Source organism: Acinetobacter sp. WCHAc010052 (genome assembly GCF_002165295.2).
Classification (GTDB): Bacteria; Pseudomonadota; Gammaproteobacteria; order Pseudomonadales; family Moraxellaceae; genus Acinetobacter; species Acinetobacter chinensis.
In genome coordinates, this window is record NZ_CP032143.1 from 2,147,831 (window position 1) to 2,166,475 (window position 18,645).

Below are 18,645 nucleotides of genomic sequence, written 5' to 3' on the forward strand. Positions count from 1 at the left end.
TAATGACCTGTTTCACTTAATTCTTTTCTCATGTGACTTAACCAATAAAGCAGTCATAAATATTTCATTTTATGACTGCTGCGTTTATTGCCAATGGTAAAAACGTCTATAAACTCTCAATAATCAAAGAAAAAATAATAAAGGTTCGCATGGGCACAGGTTTATTTACCTTTTTATTGCCAATTACGCTGGCCATCATGATGACGGGGTTGGGACTTGAACTGTCACCCAGGGATTTCATCAGGGTCAACCAGTATCCTAAGGCTATATTTCTGGCATTATTTTCACAGCAGATTTTACTGGTCATTATTGCGTTCCTGATCTGTGTCCTGTTGACATTGCCACCACTGCTGTCAGTAGGACTGATGCTACTCGCCGCGTCTCCAGGCGGTCCAACAGCCAATATGTTCAGCTATATATTTAAAGGCGATGTTGCCCTCAATATCAGCCTGACGGGGATCAACTCCCTGGTTTCCACCTTTACTATGCCTTTTATCGTCAGCCTTTCCATTGCCTATTTCTTAGGAGAAACCCAGGAAATGGCAATGCCTATTGAAAAAATAACCTTAATTTTCTTACTGATTATTGTACCTGTGTGCGTGGGTATGGCATTGCGGACATCCATGCCCGAATTTGCACAGAAAATGAATAAACCCATGCGGTATCTGTCCATCTGTTTTTTAGCAGGCTTATTTCTGTATGCCCTGTATCAGGAAAGAAGTAATGTACTGGAATATTTTTCTGAAATTGGGATAGCCACCGCCCTGTTCTGCTTCAGTGGACTGGTGACGGGTTATGTTGTCCCTCAGCTTGCAGGCGTACCCGACAAACAGGCTCGTGCCTGTGCATTTGAGGTCGGCATTCATAACACCACAGTCGCTATGGCGATTGCCCTGACCGTACTGAACAGCACAACCATTGCGGTTCCTGCGGCTATTTACTCCATTGTCATGTATGTATTTGCCACGATTTTCGGGTTCATTCTGACGAGTCATTCCAGCAATGAAATAATTTCTGAGGACAAGTTCTGAATTCTGTTCTATATTAAAATTACAAGCTTAAAAACTGAAAAAAATATACAGACTTCAACATAAAGTCTGCTTAATAGAACAAGGACAGGAGTTTGAACTGATGGATTCAGGAATCATTACAATATTATTACCTTTAGCCTTAGCTATTATTATGATTGGGCTTGGGCTGGAACTGACCCCAAAAGATTTTGCGCGGGTGACCAGACACCCTAAAGCTGTTCTGCTTGCACTGTTCTGCCAGCTGGTTCTACTGGTTGGAATTGCTTTTCTGCTCTGTAAAATACTGGCTTTACCGCCCGTACTGGCAGTAGGTTTAATGCTGCTCGCCGCTTCACCTGGGGGCAGTACAGCAAACCTGTTCAGCTATCTCTTTAAAGGCGATATTGCACTGAATATTACCTTAACAGCCATCAATTCAGTGATTGCAGCTGTTTCCCTCCCCCTGATTGTCAATCTTTCCATTCAGCATTTTATGAATGATGGTCAACAGATCACCTTACAGTTCAGTAAAATTCTTCAGGTTTTCAGCATCATTATTATCCCTGTCTGTATCGGGATGCTGATCCGGCATTTTGCCCCAAAATTTACGGAGAAAATGAACAAACCATTACGGATTTTTGCAGTGGTTTTCCTTGTATTAATCATTATTGGAGCGATTGCCAAAGAACGTCATCAGATTATGGAATACCTGACTCAGGTTGGTCTCGCAACTGTAATTTTCTGTTTATGCAGTCTGCTGATCGGCTACTTTGTTCCCCGTTTAGCAGGTATCAGCAGTACCCAGGCACGCGCATGTGCATTTGAGATCGGTATTCATAACAGTACACTGGCGATGACTATAGCACTGACGGTGATGGCAAGCTCCACCGCGGCAATGCCTGCTGCGGTCTATTCATTGTTCATGTATTTCTTTGCCGCAATTTTTGGTTTCCTGCTGAACAGGTTTGCGCCTGTCCAGCCAGCAACAGAGTCACAGCAGACTGCCTGAAGTCAGTTCTTTACATGATTAAGGCTTTCAGATGCGTTCCAGCAGTAGCCGTTCCGGTTACTGCTGGTTACAATAGCTTTTTAGAATCAGATTTAGGTTATTACCGTGAAGTGGTTACAAATTCATATTACAGTTGATCAGGCTCAGGTTGATTTTACTGAAACACTGCTCAGTTCACTTGGAGCAGTCAGTGTTACCCTGGATGATGCTGAAAATCAGGATCTGCTTGAACCACTTCCAGGTGAAACACCTCTTTGGAATAAAGTCATCGTGACGGGTATCTATGCCCAGGAAGACGATGAAACGATTGATGTTGCCTCACTGGAGACATTCATCCGTACTCAGCTCCCTACAGAGCCGATGCGCAGTGAATTTCTTGAAGACCAGGAATGGGAACGCACCTGGATGGATGCTTATGAGCCTATTCAGATTGGTGAAAAGTACTGGATCGTACCCGAATGGATGGAAGCACCTGAAGCAGATGCGGTCAATATCAAACTTGATCCAGGACTGGCATTCGGTACAGGTAATCACGCTTCGACATTCTTATGCCTGCAATGGTTAGGCAAAACTGATGTTAAAGATAAGATTGTGATTGATTACGGTTGTGGTTCAGGTATTTTAGGTGTTGCTGCACTGCTTCTGGGTGCTAAAAAAGTATATGCCACAGATATTGACCCACAGGCTGTACTGGCAACAAAACAGAATGCAGAACTGAATGGCGTACTTGAAAACTTATATGTAGGTCTTCCAGAAGAGTTCAATGCAGAGTTTAAAGCTAAACAGGCCGATATTCTGGTTGCAAATATTCTTGCCGGACCACTGATGTCACTTGCAGAAGAATTCTCAACTTTAATTAAATCTGAGGGTGAGTTCGCACTTGCAGGTGTAATAGAAGAGCAAGTTACTGATGTTACTGGTGTTTATTCTGAATTTTTTGATATAGTAGAGATCGAAAAGCGTGATGAAAACTGGTGCAGAATTTCTGGAAAACGCCAGCAATATTAATTTTTAGTTTTAAACAGTAAATTATGAGTGATAAACAAACCAAGTGCCCTGAATGTTCTACAGTATATAAAGTCTCTGTGGCTCAACTGACTGTTGCTCAGGGTATGGTTTGTTGTCCTAAATGTTCAGCAACATTCAATGCACTGACCAACCTGATCACGGTTGCAGGTACATCTGCTGAAAGTGCAGCTGCACAAAATGAACCACTGCCTGAGGACACCTTCAATACCGCTATTCTGCAAAGCCTTCAGAATGCACAGGACAATGAAAGTGAACATGTCCTGCTGTCCATTTTCGACCGCAAAGTTGAACACTCAAATATTGATCTGAAAACTTATCTGAACAACCTGAATTATTTTGGAACAGAACCGATTGGTAACTTCCCAACCCTGAATCTTTCAGATCACGAAGCTGAAGTCAAAAAACAGCATGGTCCTGCTTATTATATTATCTGGGCTACCATCAACTTTTTACTCGTCGGCTTACTGACCTTTCAGGTGCTTTGGTTCAACCCTAATTTTCTGAACAACAGCCCTGCACTCAGTGCAATTTTCAACAGTACCTGCCAGCTGGTCAACTGTAGAACGCTTGAAAAAACCTACAGCATGATTTCTACAAACCGGGTCAAAGTAAAGCGGGTCAGCAAAAATGAAGTTCAGTTTACCGGTGAACTGATCAACTATCATGAAAAAAGCCTTTTATTACCAAACCTGCAGGTCACACTCAAAGAACGTGGTGAAAGTATCGGTGTTTACACCCTGCATCCGCATCAGTACCTGGTCAAGAGTCTGAGTGGTATCCAGCGTATTCCTAAACACAGTCCATTTAAGTTTGAATTTAGCCTGCCCAAGGACCGTAAAGACTTCGATTCCTATACATTGGAAATCATTCACCCTTGATATTGAAAAAAACTATTAAAAATGTAAAAAAAATGTAAAAAAAGTGCAGTTTTCTTGCTCACTTTTTCTAAGACAATGGTATCATACGCGCCACGAAAGCTTTGTGCTGCGAACTCCCCGTTAATTTTCACAATAAACAGTCATGCTGATGCGCCTTATTTAATCAATGATGCGCACGAGTAGGATTTTTTGTTCTGAAATTGGTCGGTAACAAATATTTAACTATTGTTACGCTTATTTTTCGACCAAAGCGCTGAGTTGTGGCAAGCTAATGATTAAGTTTTAGAGCGCCCGTTTTAGGATCTAAAACGGAGTTCATTAAATTTTTAGACCATTTTTTTTACATATCACCTTTACCCAGGTGGTATCTGATTTTTCGGATTAATTCGCATGAATAGCAAATCTCCTATTTTTACTGCACAATCTGATGTCGCTCTTCGTATCCACGTAGATCGCGCAGTTCGTCATTACTTTGCTCAGTTGCAGGGCGAACAGCCTTCGCAGGTATACGACATGGTGCTGGCAGAAATGGAGAAACCACTTCTATCTGTAGTTCTTGAATATACTCGTGGCAACCAGACGCGTGCTGCGGAGATTCTCGGACTGAACCGCGGAACTTTACGTAAAAAGTTAAAAGCTCACGGTTTAATGAGTGAATAAATGATAAAATGCTCACGGCTTGCGTGGGCATTTTTTTTACCTACGTTTTAGCTATTTGTTAAATATCCAGACTTAAACTGTTGACGATGATCATGACTATTAAACGCGCTTTAATCTCTGTTTCTGATAAAACCGGGATCGTTGAATTTGCCCAGAACCTTGTTGCTCTTGGGGTGGAAATTTTATCTACAGGTGGTACATATAAGTTGCTTAAAGACAACAATGTGTCTGTAGTAGAAGTTTCAGAGCATACTGGCTTCCCTGAAATGATGGATGGTCGTGTAAAAACACTGCATCCAAAAATTCATGGTGGTATCCTGGCTCGTCGTGGCCTGGATGAAGCTGCAATGGCTGAACACAACATTGATGCGATTGATTTAGTTGTTGTTAACTTATATCCATTTGCTGCAACTGTTGCTAAACCGAACTGTTCACTGGCTGATGCAATTGAAAATATCGACATCGGTGGTCCAACAATGGTTCGTGCAGCTGCGAAAAACCATGCCTCTGTAGGTATCGTGGTAAATGCATCTGACTATGCAACTGTGGTTGAAGAGTTAAAAGCGAACGGTGCTTTATCTCATGCGACTCGTTTTGACCTTGCAGTAAAAGCATTTGAACATACTGCACAATATGACGGTATGATTGCTTCTTACTTAGGCGCTCGCGTAGGTAAAGAAGAAGGCGAAGCAGACAAATTTGCGCGTACTTTCAATACTCAACTGAACAAAGTTCAAGACCTTCGTTATGGTGAAAACCCGCATCAATCAGCTGCATTCTATGTAGAAGATACTGCGACTGAAGCGTCTGTTTCTACAGCGAAACAACTTCAAGGTAAAGAGCTGTCTTATAACAACATTGCAGATACAGATGCAGCACTTGAATGTGTGAAATCATTTGCAAAACCTGCTTGTGTGATCGTTAAACATGCAAACCCTTGTGGTGTTGCTGTTTCTCTAGATGGTATCCATGCTGCTTATGATCTTGCATACGCAACAGATCCTGAATCTGCATTTGGTGGCATCATTGCATTCAACCGTGAATTAGATGTTGCAACTGCGCAAGCGATTGTAGACCGTCAATTCGTTGAAGTGATCATTGCTCCAAGCATCGCTGATGGCGTACTTGAAGTGACTGGCGCGAAGAAAAATGTCCGTGTACTTGTATGTGGCGAACTTCCTGCAATCACTGAACGTAAAGCTCAACTTGATTACAAACGTGTAAACGGTGGTTTACTGGTTCAAGATCAAGACTTAGGCATGATCACTAAAGATGACCTTAAAGTTGTGACTAAACGTGCGCCAACTGAAGCAGAAATTGATGACTTAATCTTTGCCTGGAAAGTTGCGAAATACGTTAAATCAAACGCAATCGTTTATGCAAAAGGTCGTCAAACCATTGGTGTAGGCGCTGGTCAAATGAGCCGTGTAAACTCTGCTCGTATTGCTGCGATTAAAGCTGAACATGCAGGCTTAGTGGTTGAAGGTGCTGTAATGGCGTCTGATGCATTCTTCCCATTCCGTGATGGTATTGATAACGCTGCGAAAGCAGGTATCAAATGCATTATCCAACCGGGTGGTTCTATGCGTGATGAAGAAACCATTGCTGCTGCTGATGAAGCTGGTATTGCAATGGTATTCACGGGTATGCGTCATTTCCGTCACTAATTAATATATAAATCCTCCCTAGCCCTCCTTTAATAAAGGAGGGTTTTCTATATCATAATAGAACGAAGGGAGTCCCCCTTTCCAAAGGGGGATTTAGGGGGATTCTATTTCTGGAAGGATTTTTGATCATGAATATTTTAGTTTTGGGTAATGGCGGTCGTGAACATGCATTGGCATGGAAAATCGCCCAGGATAACAAAGTCGCAAAAGTATTTGTAGCACCGGGCAATGCAGGTTCTGCAACTGAAAATAAATGCGAAAATGTTGCCTTAAATATTTTAGACAATGCTGCGATCATCGACTTTGCAAAAAACAATGCAGTTGATTTAGTCATCGTGGGTCCTGAAGCACCGCTTGTAAATGGTGTGGTTGATGCATGTCGTGAAGCTGGCGTTAAAATCTGGGGTCCAACTCAGTTCGCTGCACAGCTTGAAGGCTCTAAAGCATTTGCGAAACACTTCCTTAAACGCCATAACATCCCTACTGCTTTCTATGATGTATTTACTGAAGTAGATACAGCGAAAGCCTTTGTTGAAAAAAATGGTGCACCGATCGTAATCAAGGCAGATGGTCTTGCTGCGGGTAAAGGTGTAATTGTTGCAATGACCAATCAAGAAGCATTCGATGCGATTGATGACATGCTGGCTGGCAACAAGTTTGGTGATGCAGGTTCTCGTGTAGTCATCGAAGAATTTCTTGCAGGTGAAGAAGCATCTTTCATTTGTATGATTGATGGCGATAACATCTTGCCGATGGCGACATCGCAAGACCACAAACGCATCTTTGAAGGCGACCAAGGTCCAAATACTGGCGGTATGGGTGCTTACTCTCCTGCTCCTGTTGTGACAGCGGATGTATTTGAAAAAACCATGCGTGAAGTGATGCGTCCAACTGTTGATGGTATGAAAGCAGATGGTCACGTTTATACAGGTTTCTTATATGCAGGCTTGATGATTGATGAACAAGGTCAACCGAAAGTGATCGAGTTCAACTGTCGTTTTGGTGATCCTGAAACTCAACCGATCATGATGCGTTTAAAATCATCTTTGGTGGATCTGGTTGAAGCAGGTATTGCAGGTAATTTACCTGCGGAAGCTGATTGGGATGAACGTAAAACTGTAGGTATCGTTTTAGCATCGAAAGGTTACCCTGAAACTTCAAGCAATGGCGATGTGATTTCAGGTTTAAATACTGAAATGGCAGATGCCAAAGTATTCCATGCAGGTACGAAAGCACTTGAGAATGGTGATATCGTGACTGCTGGCGGTCGTGTACTTTGTGTAACTGCTTTGGGTGATACGATTGGTGAAGCGCAAGCTAAAGCTTTGGAACTTTGCCAAAAAGTGACTTTTGATGGTGTTCAATACCGTAAAGATATTGGTTACCGTGCAATTGCGCGTGAAAATGCTTAATCGCATTTAAATCACGAAAACCCGCTTAGGCGGGTTTTTTTATACTTATAATTTATTTTTCACAATATATGCTAGTAGTTCCTTACCTTTATCAGTAATTGTCAGTTTACTCGCCGTACCCGTATTGGTTAGTTTCTGCTGTTGCATTAAATTATGAATTATTAAATGTGGCCCTAAATCATAAAAAATAAACATATCATACTCTGTAGAACTCATCGAATTATCCACACCAACAACGAGTTTCTTTTGACAACGCTTCAAAGCATCTAATATGGTTATTTCATCAGGGATGCTTACTCCTTCATTTTGTAATCGCTTTAAACTGACATTTTCTTGAGAAAATAACTGAATTAATTCCATCATTTCTTCTTCTGGGGTATTGTTATCAGTTTTCTTTCTTTTTAATAAAGTATTCTCTTGTTGTAGTGTTCGTATTTCTTGTTGCAAATCTAAAATTTGATCTAAATATTCTTTAGGGTTCTGTACAGAATCAGCTCTAATCCAACCAACCACCTGATTTTCTTTTTGTAATTGTCCAATACTTTCATGTACTGCTAATTTTATATCTTTATAATCTTCGAAGAAGGAACACATATATGATGTGACCTTAGTTTTAAAATCTTTCAATTTAGCTGGGTTATCGAGCTCTAAAACATCAGATCCAATTAATTTAACCTTTTCTTGAAGTGCCTTATCCTCCATGATTACAGCAAACAAAGGTTTGTTTTGTTGCAAAGCATAATTATATTCTAATTCTGTATAACTTAATCCTGATTCAGACTCGACAGAACCATAACGACCACCTAATATCAACATATAAATATCAGACTCATCAATCCATTTTTTAATAATGTCCCACTGACTTTTATTGGATGCTGTGAATAATTCCATTCCAGCAGGGATATGACTAGCTTTTAAAATAGCTTCCACAGCTGCTTGTCTTTCATCGATTAAGTCCAAATAGGTAGAGGAGATAAAAACTTGATATTTTTTCATAAGTAAACTAATCAATATAATTTACCTCTATTTTAGTAATATTACATATTTTTACAATCAGTGATTATTAAATCAGTTTAGATATTACGATGACTTATATTACAACCCATCGCCTGATCCTCCGCCAATGGCAAGACTCCGACACTACCCCATTTATCCAAATGTGTGCAGATGACGAGGTTATGCGATATTTCCCTAAAAAACTTGATGTTTCCGAAGCCACCGCTTTTCTGCAACGTATCCAAAATGACATTGAAAAACGTGATTGGGGCTTATTTGCCGTAGAGCTAAAAGCGACTGGTGAATTTATTGGATTTATCGGCTTACACGTACATCCACCTGAGTTTGAAATAGCCGACGCACCTGAAATTGGCTGGCGTTTACTACCCCAGTACTGGCATCAAGGTTATGCAACGGAAGGAGCTAAAGCGGTGTTAAAGCATGCTTTTAGAAACTTACGTATAGATCGCGTGATTTCATTGACTGCCTGCATCAACACACCATCCGAAGGTGTTATGCAAAGGCTCGGTATGGATAAAGTAAGAGAATTTGATCATCCATTTCTTTCAGCTGATCATCCATTACATCGTCATGTACTCTACGAAATGCATCGCGGTGATTTTCTGCATCACACATTTTGTTGATGCTAAAGTATTTCATATGGGTACTAAAGCCAATGAAAATGGCGACATCGTGACTGCTGGCGGTCGTGTACTGTCTGACTACCCTGTTAACACCATTGGTGAACGTAAGCTCTGGCTTTGGCACTTTGTCAGAAAGTAACTTTTGATGGTGTTCAGTACCCTAAAGATATTGTTTACCGTGCAATTGCTCATAAAAATTCTTATTTTTAATTAAGTCACTAAAACCCGCTTAGGCGGTTTTTTTCATTTAAGAGAAAGAATCGGTCAGTTAAGATTTATAAAGACTTAAGCTCAAAGCTGAAACTCAAAACAGGATTTCTGGATTCTGCATAAACTATCTATAGCTACCCATCATCAGATAATGCAACGCTCTGTAAGAAATTTTGAAAAAAAGACAGGATGGCTCATTCATTACTTAACCGGTATTTTCCGGACGTTGTTTTATTTAAAATTACAGCAGATAATTTATATTTAATCAGAGACTTATAAGCACCTTACCGTTTTCCATCAGTACGGTTCTCATACCCTTTTCTCATTATGCAGTTGGCTTCAGGCTTTGGCTTTTTTGCATCAAAAACACCTGCTCCTCTACTGAATATCCAAATCTGCCTGATCACTTATACAGCTTATGAAACAGGACTTTATTTCAGTTACTTGCTGTTCATCCATGATGATCTTTCAGCTCCAAGTACATTCTGAGATTCAACCCGATGCCTGCCAAACTGCTATATTCATAATTCAGATAGTAAATTCAAAAAAATTTATATATTCAATATAAGTAAATTCAGAGGATAAATTTGCTTCAATGTTTAATAAAAGCATTTGTTTTCTATATTCTTTTCTTTATAGTATTAAATTAGAACATTATTCACGTTAAAACATCTCAATAGAGCAACACTATTTATAATTAAATTTTATTGGTATGATAAACAAATCTTTAGAGTAAAATTTTCAAAAATACCTGAAAGCCGTTGTACTGCTGCATTCCAAGAGCATCAGATACTGCCTGTATTTCAGGACTCTGGAACCATTTTAAATTTAATGTAATGCAGACATTCCGGCATTTGCATTTCAGGACTTATACATGAAAAAGTTATTCAGCGTTTTGCTCAGTGCCTCTGTTCTGACTCTGTCAGCATGTGGTAAGCAGGAAGCCCCAAAAACTGAACAGGCAGCTGCACCTGCCGGTGAACTGACTACAGTTACTCTGGCATCAAGTGGTTCAGATACAGATATCTGGAACTACATCGCGACATTGCCTGAAACAAAACAGGCTGGTATTGAGCTGAAAGTTAAAAACTTTACTGATTATGTATCCATGAATACTGCTGTAGCAAACAAGGAAATTGATGCAAATGCATTCCAGTCCTACGCTTACATGGTTGCGTACAATGACAACAACAAAGATAAAGTTGCACCAATCGCAACGACATATCTTGAGCCAATGGGTATCTATTCAAGTAAAGTGAAAAAAGTTGAAGACTTTGCTACCGGTGCAACCATTGCGATTCCAAATGACGGTGCAAACGAATCCCGTGCGCTTTTGTTATTACAGTCTGCGGGTCTGGTAAAATTGAAGGCTGACTTTGACAATGTAAAAGGCACACCTGCTGATATTACTGAAAATAAAAAGAATATTGTGATCAAACCGATTCAGATGGCGACTGCTGTTCGTGCTAAAGATGAAGTGGATGCCATTGTTCTGGGTAATGTGCTTGCAATGGAAGGTGGTCTGAACGTGATCCGTGACTCTATCTATCATGAGCCGATTGACCAGTCGACCAAGATGAATGTCAACATTGTCGCTGTTGCTGATTCACGTAAAAATGATCCTGTACTGGAGAAACTGGGAACGCTTTACCATACTCCTGCTGTTGAAAAATACATTCAGGAGCACTTTGATGGTACAAAAGTGGATGTAAATAAACCTGTCAGCTATCTGACAGAATCAAAACAGTAATATAATTTCTTAAACAAAACAGGCAAAGTAACTTTGCCTGTTTTTTCATTTTTGTACAGTTTTTGACGATATGATTGAATTTAAAGACATTTCAAAACACTATGAGCTGAAAGGTCAGACCCTGCGCGCACTGGATAATATTAATCTAACGATTCCAGCCGGCAGTATTTTTGGCATTATTGGTTATAGTGGTGCCGGTAAAAGTACCTTAATCCGCCTGATTAATCTGCTTGAACGCCCAAACTCCGGTCAGGTAATCATTAATCAGCAGGATTTTACTGCGCTGAATGCACGTTCATTACGTCAGGAGCGTGCAGGAATCGGTATGATTTTCCAGCATTTCAACCTGTTGCAGACTAAAACGGTTGCGGCAAATATTGAAATGCCACTGAAACTGCTGGGTGTGGCTAGGGCTGAACGTGAAAAACGCCTGGATGAGTTGCTTGAGTTCATTGACCTGAAGCACAAGAAAGATGCTTATCCTGATGAACTGTCTGGTGGACAAAAACAGCGTGTCGGTATTGCCCGAGCACTGGCGAATCATCCTAAAATTCTGCTTTGTGATGAAGCAACCTCTGCTCTTGATCCACAGACGACCAAGTCTGTTCTGGAATTATTGAAAAAGATCAATAAAGAGCAAGGGATTACCATTGTCATGGTAACTCATGAAATGGATGTGATTGAATCTGTCTGTGACTATGTGGCTGTCATGGAGCAAGGTAAAGTGATTGAAACAGGAACTACCCTGGATATTTTCAGTCAGCCGCAGCATCCAACGACCAAAAATTTTATTCAGACTGTATTACAGCAGCAGCTGCCGGTCAGTATCCTGAATAATCTTGAAAATCAGAACCATAAAAGTATTTACAGCCTGCAGTTTCTTGGAACTTCAGCACAGGAAACCGTGGTTCAGGCTGCCATCAAACAGTTTGATATCAGCCTGAATATTTTATTTGCCAATATGACTGAAATTAATGGTTCTGTAATTGGGCAAATGTTCATTCAGCTTTTAGGCGATCCCGAAATTATTAAACAGACCATTGCGTTCTTTGAACAGAATGGCGTCAAAGTTGAACAGCCAGGAGTCAGCGCATGAGAGATCTGTTTGTTCAATGGCTGACTGAAATCACAGCTCCTTACTGGCACAGCCCGCTTTCAATCGATCAGTTTGTTACAGCTCTGCAGGAAACCTTTCACATGGTATTTTTTGCCATGCTGTTCGGTACACTCTGGGGATTCATTCAAGCAGTCATTTTACTGGTGACCCGCCCTGAAGGCATTATGCCCAACCGAGCTGTTTATCATTTACTGAACCCGATTGTAAATGCTCTGCGTTCACTGCCGTTCATTATTCTTCTGATCGCTGCGATTCCTCTGACTAAGTTTCTGGTGGGTACATCTATTGGGACATGGGCAGCCATTGTGCCATTAACGATTTATGTAGGACCCTATATTGGTCGTCTGATCGAGACTTCCCTGCTTGAAGTGAATGCAGGGATTGTTGAGTCTGCTCAGGCAATGGGTGCATCGCCGTTACAGATCATTTTTAAATTTATTATTCCAGAAGCACGCAGCTCACTGATTTTAAATCTGACCACTGCAACCATCAGCCTGATCGGGGCAACTGCAATGGCAGGTGCTGTTGGTGCAGGCGGTATTGGTGATCTTGCTATTTCTTATGGTTATCAACGCTTTGATACCAGTGTTGTCATTCTGACAGTTATAGTTCTGCTGATCCTGGTTCAACTGGTGCAGAGTCTCGGTGACTGGTTGTCTAAAATCAGATAAGCAAAACCTCATGATCAGTTCAAATGCCTTCAGTTCCTGGAGGCATTTTTATTTACACAGTCATTTTCTTTTGACTATAGGGAAGTCGAGCTATCCCGCAACTGTCTAAGCCCGCTGTAAACACAACACTTTAGGACTTTATATCTGCATTTTAAGTTCAGAATTATGCCACTTTCCCCAAGTGCTTAAATAATCACGTATGCAGATCTTTTTTGCGTGCTAAAATGTTCAGCAGTTTTTGCAAGGATTGATTTATGCAGTTTGTACATCTTGGTATTCATACAGAGTTTTCGATTACGGAATCAATCGTACGTGTGCCTGAATTAATTAAAACTGCCTCCAGTCAATCCATGCCGGCTCTGGCGATTACAGACCTGTCAAACCTTCATGCTGCAGTCAAGTTCTATAAAAAATGCATGGGTAACGGGATTAAACCCATTTTCGGAAGTACCATCCGCCTGAATGATGCTGAGCACAGGGCAACCCTGCTTGCCATGACCAATAAAGGCTGGCGCAGTCTGACGGAAATCGTTTCCCGTGGTTATATTGAAGGGCAGCAGCTTTCCATTCCATGTATTCAGAAAGACTGGATACTGGAACAGTCAGATGACATCATTGTACTGCTCGGTATGCACAGCGATGTCGGCAAAATGCTGTGCTCTGCCAATCCTCAGAAAGCTGAACCCTTACTTGAAGAATGGATTCATAAGTTTGGCAATCGGGTTTATCTGGCTTTAACCCGTACAGAGCGCCCGTTTGAAGAAGACTTTATTCAGGAAGCGGTGAAACTGGCAGCAAAATACAATATCGGTGTGGTTGCCCATAACGATGTGCACTTCCTCACGCGCGAGGACTACGAAGCGCATGAAGCCCGTGTCTGTATTGCTGATGGTTATGTACTGAATGACAGCCGCCGTCCAAAAACCTATAGTACAGAGCAGTATTTCAAAACAGCCGAAGAAATGATCGAGCTGTTTTCAGATATTCCAAGTGCTATAGAAAATACCGTCAATATTGCCAAACGTTGTAATGTAGCACTCCGACTGGGCTTCAACGATTTACCTGATTATCCAATTCCTGAAGGTCATACCATTGATACCTTCTTTGCGCATATTTCCGAAGAAGGTCTGGAAGAACGTTTAAATTTTCTGTATCCACCTGAAAAACGTGATGAAGACTGGGCTGAAATCCGTAAGCCTTATGACGAACGTCTGGCCTATGAAATTAACATCATTAATAAAATGGGCTTCCCAGGCTACTTCCTGATCGTTATGGACTTCATTGGCTGGTCTAAAAACAATGGGGTTCCGGTTGGACCAGGTCGTGGTTCAGGTGCAGGCTCACTGGTGGCATACAGTCTGAAAATTACAGACCTTGATCCCTTACGTTATGACTTACTTTTCGAACGTTTCTTAAACCCTGAACGTGTTTCGATGCCCGATTTCGACGTCGATTTCTGTATTGCAGGTCGTGATAAGGTCATTGACTACGTTGCACGTCACTATGGTCGGGATGCTGTCTCACAGATTGCAACATTCGGAACCATGGCGGCAAAAGGTGCAATTCGTGACGTTGCGCGGGTTTTAGGTAAATCTTATGGTCTGGCTGACCGTATTTCAAAAATGATTCCGACCAAGCCTTTAGGCTTAACCTTAGAGGAATCCATTGAAGCTGAGCCACAACTCAAAGACATTGTGACCAATCCTTCCAACCCAGATAATGATGATGCTTCTGAAATCTGGGAAATGGCACTCAAACTTGAAGGGATCACCCGAAATACAGGTAAACACGCTGGTGGTGTGGTAATCGCACCGACCAAAATTACTGACTATTCTGCGGTCATGTGTGAAGCCGATGGTACTGCACGTGTTGCACAGTTCGATAAAGACGATGTTGAAGCAGCCGGTCTGGTTAAATTCGACTTCCTGGGTCTGCGTAACTTAACCGTGATTGAAGATGCTGTACAGAACATCAACAAACGGATTCAAGCCGATCAGCCTTTGGATATTGCGCATATTCCTTTGGATGATGTTGATGCCTACTTAGTCTTTGCTGAAGCAAATACCACAGCGGTGTTCCAGTTTGAATCCGTCGGCATGAAAAAAATGCTGAAGGAAGCTAAACCAAGTAAATTCGAAGAAATTATTGCATTCGTATCTTTATACCGACCAGGTCCAATGGATCTGATTCCTGACTTTATTCACCGTATGCATGGCGGCGAGTTTGAATATCTGCACCCACTGCTTGAAGGTGTGCTCGAACCGACCTATGGGATTATGGTTTATCAGGAACAGGTGATGCAGGCAGCACAGTTCTGTGCAGGCTATACACTGGGTGGCGCGGACTTACTCCGTCGTGCCATGGGTAAAAAGAAAGTCGAGGAAATGGAGAAACAGCGTGCAACCTTTATTGAAGGTGCGGCGCTCAAAGATATTGATGCAAAAACAGCGAACCATATTTTCGACTATATGGAAAAATTCGCAGGTTATGGTTTTAACAAATCACATGCGGCAGCTTATGCACTGGTTGCCTATCAGACTGCCTGGTTAAAAGCGCATTACCCTTCAGAGTTTATGGCTGCGGTCATGTCTTCGGAAATGCAGAATACTGACAATATTGTATTTCTGATTGATGACTGCCGGATCAATGGTCTGGAAGTGCTTCCCCCTTCAGTCAATATGTCGTTCTACCAGTTCCATGCCAGCGATGCTCAGACCATTATCTATGGACTCGGCGCCATCAAAGGTGTGGGTGAACAGGCAATGCAGTCTGTGATTGACTCACGTCTGCATGATGGTCCATTTAAAGATCTGTTCGACTTCTGTCATCGGGTCGATCTGAAAAAAATCAACAAACGTACACTTGAAGCCCTGATCCGTGCAGGTGCGCTCGACTGTCTGGGTATTGAACGTTCGAGTCTGATGCTGCAGCTCCCAGAAGCTGTTCAGGCTGCTGACCAGGCACGTTCCAACCGTGAAACCGGAATCATGGATCTGTTTGGTGAAGTTGAAGAAGTTCAGCGGAAGCCTGCAAAACCAGTCAAACCATGGTCAGATGAAGTCCGTCTGAAAGGCGAAAAAGATACCCTGGGTTTATATCTGACAGGACATCCAATTGATGTATACCGCCCTGAACTCAAATCTTTCATTCCATGCCGTATCAATGAACTGACACCGACCCGACGTGGTGTGACGACTGTCTTTGCAGGACTGGTGGTGGACGTTGCAAACTTCCCGAACCGGATGATGATCACCCTGGATGATGGCACAGCCCGTATTGAGGTTTCAGCCAATCACGAACGCTTCCAGCGCTTCAAAGACATTCTGCAGAATGAAAAAGTCGTAGTGATTGAAGGTGAGATTTATGAGCGTGAAGGCTTTGACCGTCCTATGGGACGTCTGACCAAAGCATTCAGCCTGAATGAAATCCGTCAGAAACGTGCCTGCAACATTCAGATTAAACTGAATCATGAAACTGTTTCCAGATCACTGCGTAAGGAACTCCAGCCTATTTTGCAGCCCTTCTGCAATGTCGATATGTGTACACATATTCCTGTGATTTTACAGCTGGATTATCCCTATGCATCAGCCCAGTTACATATGGGTGTTCAATGGAATGTAGCACCACTCGATGACTTACTGATTAAACTTCGGGATTATTTCGGTAAGGAATCTCTGCATGTTGAATATCAGGTCAAATCCAAAGCAGCAAAAGCTGCAGATCATCAGCAAAGCAGACCTGCCTATATTCCCCCTCCTCCATCAGATATGAGTATGGATGAGGCAATGGATCTTTATCAGACTGAAGAAGTTTCTCAGTACTCCTGATAACCTGTTTAAAATAATGAGTAGATACATTATGAGTCATCAATTTGACAATGCTGCTGTCTCAGCACATCTCTCCCATGTGCGCATCGTTATGGTCAATACCACCCTGCCTGCCAACATCGGTAGTGCTCTGCGTGCAATGAAAACCATGGGCTTAAGTAAACTGGTGCTAGTTGAACCTAAAACGTATCCGCATCCGGATATTGATGCGCTGGCAGCTGGCGCAGCAGATCTGATTGAACAGATAGAAATTGTACCAACCCTTGAAGAAGCCATTAAAGACTGCCACCTGGTGTTTGGCACCAGTGCGCGAAGTCGGACGATTCCATGGCCACTGCTGGATGCACGTCCTGCCGCTGAAAAATCCCTCCAGGCGGTGGTACAGGACAAACAGGAAATTGCGATTATTTTTGGTCGTGAAGACCGCGGTCTGACCAATGAAGAACTGGCTATGGCAAACTATCATGTCACTATTCCTGTCAATTCAGACTATGGTGTGCTGAATGTCGCTCAGGCGATCCAGGTGATTTGTTATGAAATGCGAATGGCGGCTTTAAATTTTATTGATAAAATTGAAGATCCTGAAGCAACCATGCATGTGACTGAACAGGAATCCATGCACTGGGATGAACCTCTGGTGACGCATGCACAGATGGAACAGTTTTATCCGCACATTGAAAAAATGCTCGCTGACATCGAATTTATGGACCCACAAAATCCAAGACTGTTACCATTACGCTTACGTCGTCTTTTTGGTCGTATCCAGCTGGACAAAATGGAATATCATTTACTTCGGGGCATATTCAGCAGAGTTCAGGCTATGAATAACGGAACCTGGAAACAGTCCACTAAAAAATCAGCAGATAAGGAGAATCAGCCAGATGCTTAAACAGCTCAAGGAAGATATACAGGCTGTATTTGCCCGTGATCCTGCGGCAAGAAATACCCTGGAAGTACTGACGACCTATCCAGGTATTCATGCCTTAATGATGCATCGGGTAGCACATGAACTATGGAAAAAAGAATGTAAAGGCTCTGCCCGTCTGCTTTCATCTTTCAGTCGCTTCGCAACCGGTATTGAGATTCATCCTGGTGCAAAAATTGGACGCCGTTTTTTTATTGATCATGGTATGGGTGTGGTCATTGGGGAAACCGCTGAAATCGGCGATGATGTAACGCTTTATCACGGCGTTACACTGGGCGGCACGACATGGAACACCGGCAAACGTCATCCGACCCTTGAAGATGGTGTGGTTGTAGGCGCAGGTGCAAAAATCCTGGGGCCGTTCACTGTGGGTAAAAATGCAAAAGTCGGCTCCAATGCGGTTGTTACCAAAGCCGTTCCTGCTGACACCACCGCAGTTGGCAATCCAGCACGCTTTATTTCCAAAGATAAACCGAAGGATGATGTGGAAACACGTCGCCGCGATTATGCAGAAAGTATTGGCTTCCAGCCTTATGCCGCAACGCAGGACCAGTCTGATCCAATGCTTGAGGGTATGCGAGTGTTACTGGATCGTATTCAACATAATGAAAAACGTATGAATACGTTATGCCAGCGTTTATCGCTGCTTGACCCTACATTTAAAGTACAGCAGCAGAATGAACAGCCTTTCAGCCAGGAAGAGCTTAAAATCATTGAAGATGTCCGCCGTGAATGCGAAGCCCAGAGTCAGCAGTCTAAAGCCTGAACAAAACCTCAAATAAGTAACAAGCCCTGTCTTGCATGTTCGTCAGACTTTTTTTAGACTGACGGACAGGTTTT

At 42.2% G+C, this 18,645-nt stretch carries 15 protein-coding genes and 1 pseudogene; 15 read left to right on the top strand and 1 reads right to left on the bottom strand.

Annotation, left to right across the window (positions count from 1 at the left end):
* The first annotated feature begins 149 nt into the window (after positions 1–149).
* The 7 genes from CDG61_RS10765 (at position 150) to purD (ending at position 7,665) form a co-directional block, all read left to right on the top strand.
* Positions 150–1,031, top strand: coding sequence for a bile acid:sodium symporter family protein (locus CDG61_RS10765; RefSeq protein WP_087551065.1), 882 nt, complete (start codon positions 150–152; stop codon positions 1,029–1,031).
* A gap of 100 nt (positions 1,032–1,131) precedes the next feature.
* Complete coding sequence (locus tag CDG61_RS10770) at positions 1,132–2,019, top strand: bile acid:sodium symporter family protein (protein WP_087550895.1); 888 nt, start codon at positions 1,132–1,134, stop codon at positions 2,017–2,019.
* Positions 2,020–2,124: 105 nt separating this feature from the next.
* Positions 2,125–3,027 carry a 50S ribosomal protein L11 methyltransferase gene (prmA, locus tag CDG61_RS10775; RefSeq protein ID WP_087550894.1) on the top strand — a complete coding sequence of 301 codons (903 nt, stop codon included), beginning with the start codon at positions 2,125–2,127 and terminating at the stop codon, positions 3,025–3,027.
* Positions 3,028–3,050: 23 nt separating this feature from the next.
* A complete protein-coding gene (locus CDG61_RS10780) occupies positions 3,051–3,926 on the top strand; it encodes a DUF3426 domain-containing protein (protein WP_087550893.1) in 876 nt (291 codons plus the stop codon).
* Between the two features lie 390 nt (positions 3,927–4,316).
* The gene (gene fis / locus CDG61_RS10785) at positions 4,317–4,586 is read left to right on the top strand and encodes a DNA-binding transcriptional regulator Fis (protein ID WP_001086304.1); all 270 of its coding nucleotides are present in this window, start codon (positions 4,317–4,319) and stop codon (positions 4,584–4,586) included.
* 92 nt (positions 4,587–4,678) lie between these two features.
* Positions 4,679–6,253, top strand: a complete 1,575-nt coding sequence (gene purH, locus CDG61_RS10790) for a bifunctional phosphoribosylaminoimidazolecarboxamide formyltransferase/IMP cyclohydrolase (protein ID WP_087551064.1) — start codon at positions 4,679–4,681, stop codon at positions 6,251–6,253.
* A gap of 128 nt (positions 6,254–6,381) precedes the next feature.
* The gene (gene purD, locus CDG61_RS10795) at positions 6,382–7,665 is read left to right on the top strand and encodes a phosphoribosylamine--glycine ligase (RefSeq protein ID WP_087550892.1); all 1,284 of its coding nucleotides are present in this window, start codon (positions 6,382–6,384) and stop codon (positions 7,663–7,665) included.
* A gap of 45 nt (positions 7,666–7,710) precedes the next feature.
* Here purD and CDG61_RS10800 read toward each other — a convergent pair whose 3' ends face one another.
* Positions 7,711–8,661, bottom strand: a complete 951-nt coding sequence (locus CDG61_RS10800) for a DUF4062 domain-containing protein (protein ID WP_087550891.1) — start codon at positions 8,659–8,661, stop codon at positions 7,711–7,713.
* 89 nt (positions 8,662–8,750) lie between these two features.
* Between CDG61_RS10800 and CDG61_RS10805 the strand changes: the two genes are divergently transcribed.
* The 8 genes and pseudogenes from CDG61_RS10805 (at position 8,751) to cysE (ending at position 18,571) form a co-directional block, all read left to right on the top strand.
* A complete protein-coding gene (locus tag CDG61_RS10805; RefSeq protein WP_087550890.1) occupies positions 8,751–9,305 on the top strand; it encodes a GNAT family N-acetyltransferase in 555 nt (184 codons plus the stop codon).
* Positions 9,292–9,515: pseudogene (locus tag CDG61_RS10810) on the top strand (phosphoribosylamine--glycine ligase); the annotation flags it as partial. The gene CDG61_RS10805 and the pseudogene CDG61_RS10810, both read left to right, overlap by 14 nt.
* An 874-nt stretch (positions 9,516–10,389) precedes the next feature.
* Entirely contained in the window at positions 10,390–11,265 is an 876-nt protein-coding gene (locus tag CDG61_RS10815) for a MetQ/NlpA family ABC transporter substrate-binding protein (RefSeq protein WP_087550889.1), read from the top strand.
* A 70-nt stretch (positions 11,266–11,335) separates the two neighbouring features.
* Positions 11,336–12,361 (top strand): methionine ABC transporter ATP-binding protein, encoded by a 1,026-nt coding sequence (locus CDG61_RS10820; RefSeq protein WP_087550888.1) that lies wholly within the window; start codon positions 11,336–11,338, stop codon positions 12,359–12,361.
* Positions 12,358–13,053 (top strand): methionine ABC transporter permease, encoded by a 696-nt coding sequence (locus tag CDG61_RS10825; RefSeq protein ID WP_087550887.1) that lies wholly within the window; start codon positions 12,358–12,360, stop codon positions 13,051–13,053. Before CDG61_RS10820 ends, CDG61_RS10825 begins: the two co-directional genes overlap by 4 nt.
* A gap of 254 nt (positions 13,054–13,307) precedes the next feature.
* Entirely contained in the window at positions 13,308–16,880 is a 3,573-nt protein-coding gene (dnaE, locus tag CDG61_RS10830) for a DNA polymerase III subunit alpha (RefSeq protein WP_087550886.1), read from the top strand.
* A 31-nt stretch (positions 16,881–16,911) separates the two neighbouring features.
* On the top strand, positions 16,912–17,769 hold the full coding sequence (locus tag CDG61_RS10835; protein WP_087550885.1) for an RNA methyltransferase: 858 nt from the start codon (positions 16,912–16,914) through the stop codon (positions 17,767–17,769).
* On the top strand, positions 17,762–18,571 hold the full coding sequence (gene cysE, locus CDG61_RS10840) for a serine O-acetyltransferase (protein ID WP_087550884.1): 810 nt from the start codon (positions 17,762–17,764) through the stop codon (positions 18,569–18,571). Before CDG61_RS10835 ends, cysE begins: the two co-directional genes overlap by 8 nt.
* Positions 18,572–18,645 lie beyond the last annotated feature (74 nt).

Excerpts from the sequence above, each read along its gene's own strand:
- CDG61_RS10765 (WP_087551065.1), top strand. The coding sequence starts at position 150 with ATGGGCACAGGTTTATTTACCTTTTTATTGCCAATTACGCTGGCCATC.
- CDG61_RS10770 (WP_087550895.1), top strand. The coding sequence starts at position 1,132 with ATGGATTCAGGAATCATTACAATATTATTACCTTTAGCCTTAGCTATT.
- CDG61_RS10780 (WP_087550893.1), top strand. The coding sequence starts at position 3,051 with ATGAGTGATAAACAAACCAAGTGCCCTGAATGTTCTACAGTATATAAA.
- fis (WP_001086304.1), top strand. The coding sequence starts at position 4,317 with ATGAATAGCAAATCTCCTATTTTTACTGCACAATCTGATGTCGCTCTT.
- purH (WP_087551064.1), top strand. The coding sequence starts at position 4,679 with ATGACTATTAAACGCGCTTTAATCTCTGTTTCTGATAAAACCGGGATC.
- purD (WP_087550892.1), top strand. The coding sequence starts at position 6,382 with ATGAATATTTTAGTTTTGGGTAATGGCGGTCGTGAACATGCATTGGCA.
- CDG61_RS10800 (WP_087550891.1), bottom strand. The coding sequence starts at position 8,661 with ATGAAAAAATATCAAGTTTTTATCTCCTCTACCTATTTGGACTTAATC.
- CDG61_RS10805 (WP_087550890.1), top strand. The coding sequence starts at position 8,751 with ATGACTTATATTACAACCCATCGCCTGATCCTCCGCCAATGGCAAGAC.
- CDG61_RS10815 (WP_087550889.1), top strand. The coding sequence starts at position 10,390 with ATGAAAAAGTTATTCAGCGTTTTGCTCAGTGCCTCTGTTCTGACTCTG.
- CDG61_RS10820 (WP_087550888.1), top strand. The coding sequence starts at position 11,336 with ATGATTGAATTTAAAGACATTTCAAAACACTATGAGCTGAAAGGTCAG.
- CDG61_RS10825 (WP_087550887.1), top strand. The coding sequence starts at position 12,358 with ATGAGAGATCTGTTTGTTCAATGGCTGACTGAAATCACAGCTCCTTAC.
- dnaE (WP_087550886.1), top strand. The coding sequence starts at position 13,308 with ATGCAGTTTGTACATCTTGGTATTCATACAGAGTTTTCGATTACGGAA.
- CDG61_RS10835 (WP_087550885.1), top strand. The coding sequence starts at position 16,912 with ATGAGTCATCAATTTGACAATGCTGCTGTCTCAGCACATCTCTCCCAT.
- cysE (WP_087550884.1), top strand. The coding sequence starts at position 17,762 with ATGCTTAAACAGCTCAAGGAAGATATACAGGCTGTATTTGCCCGTGAT.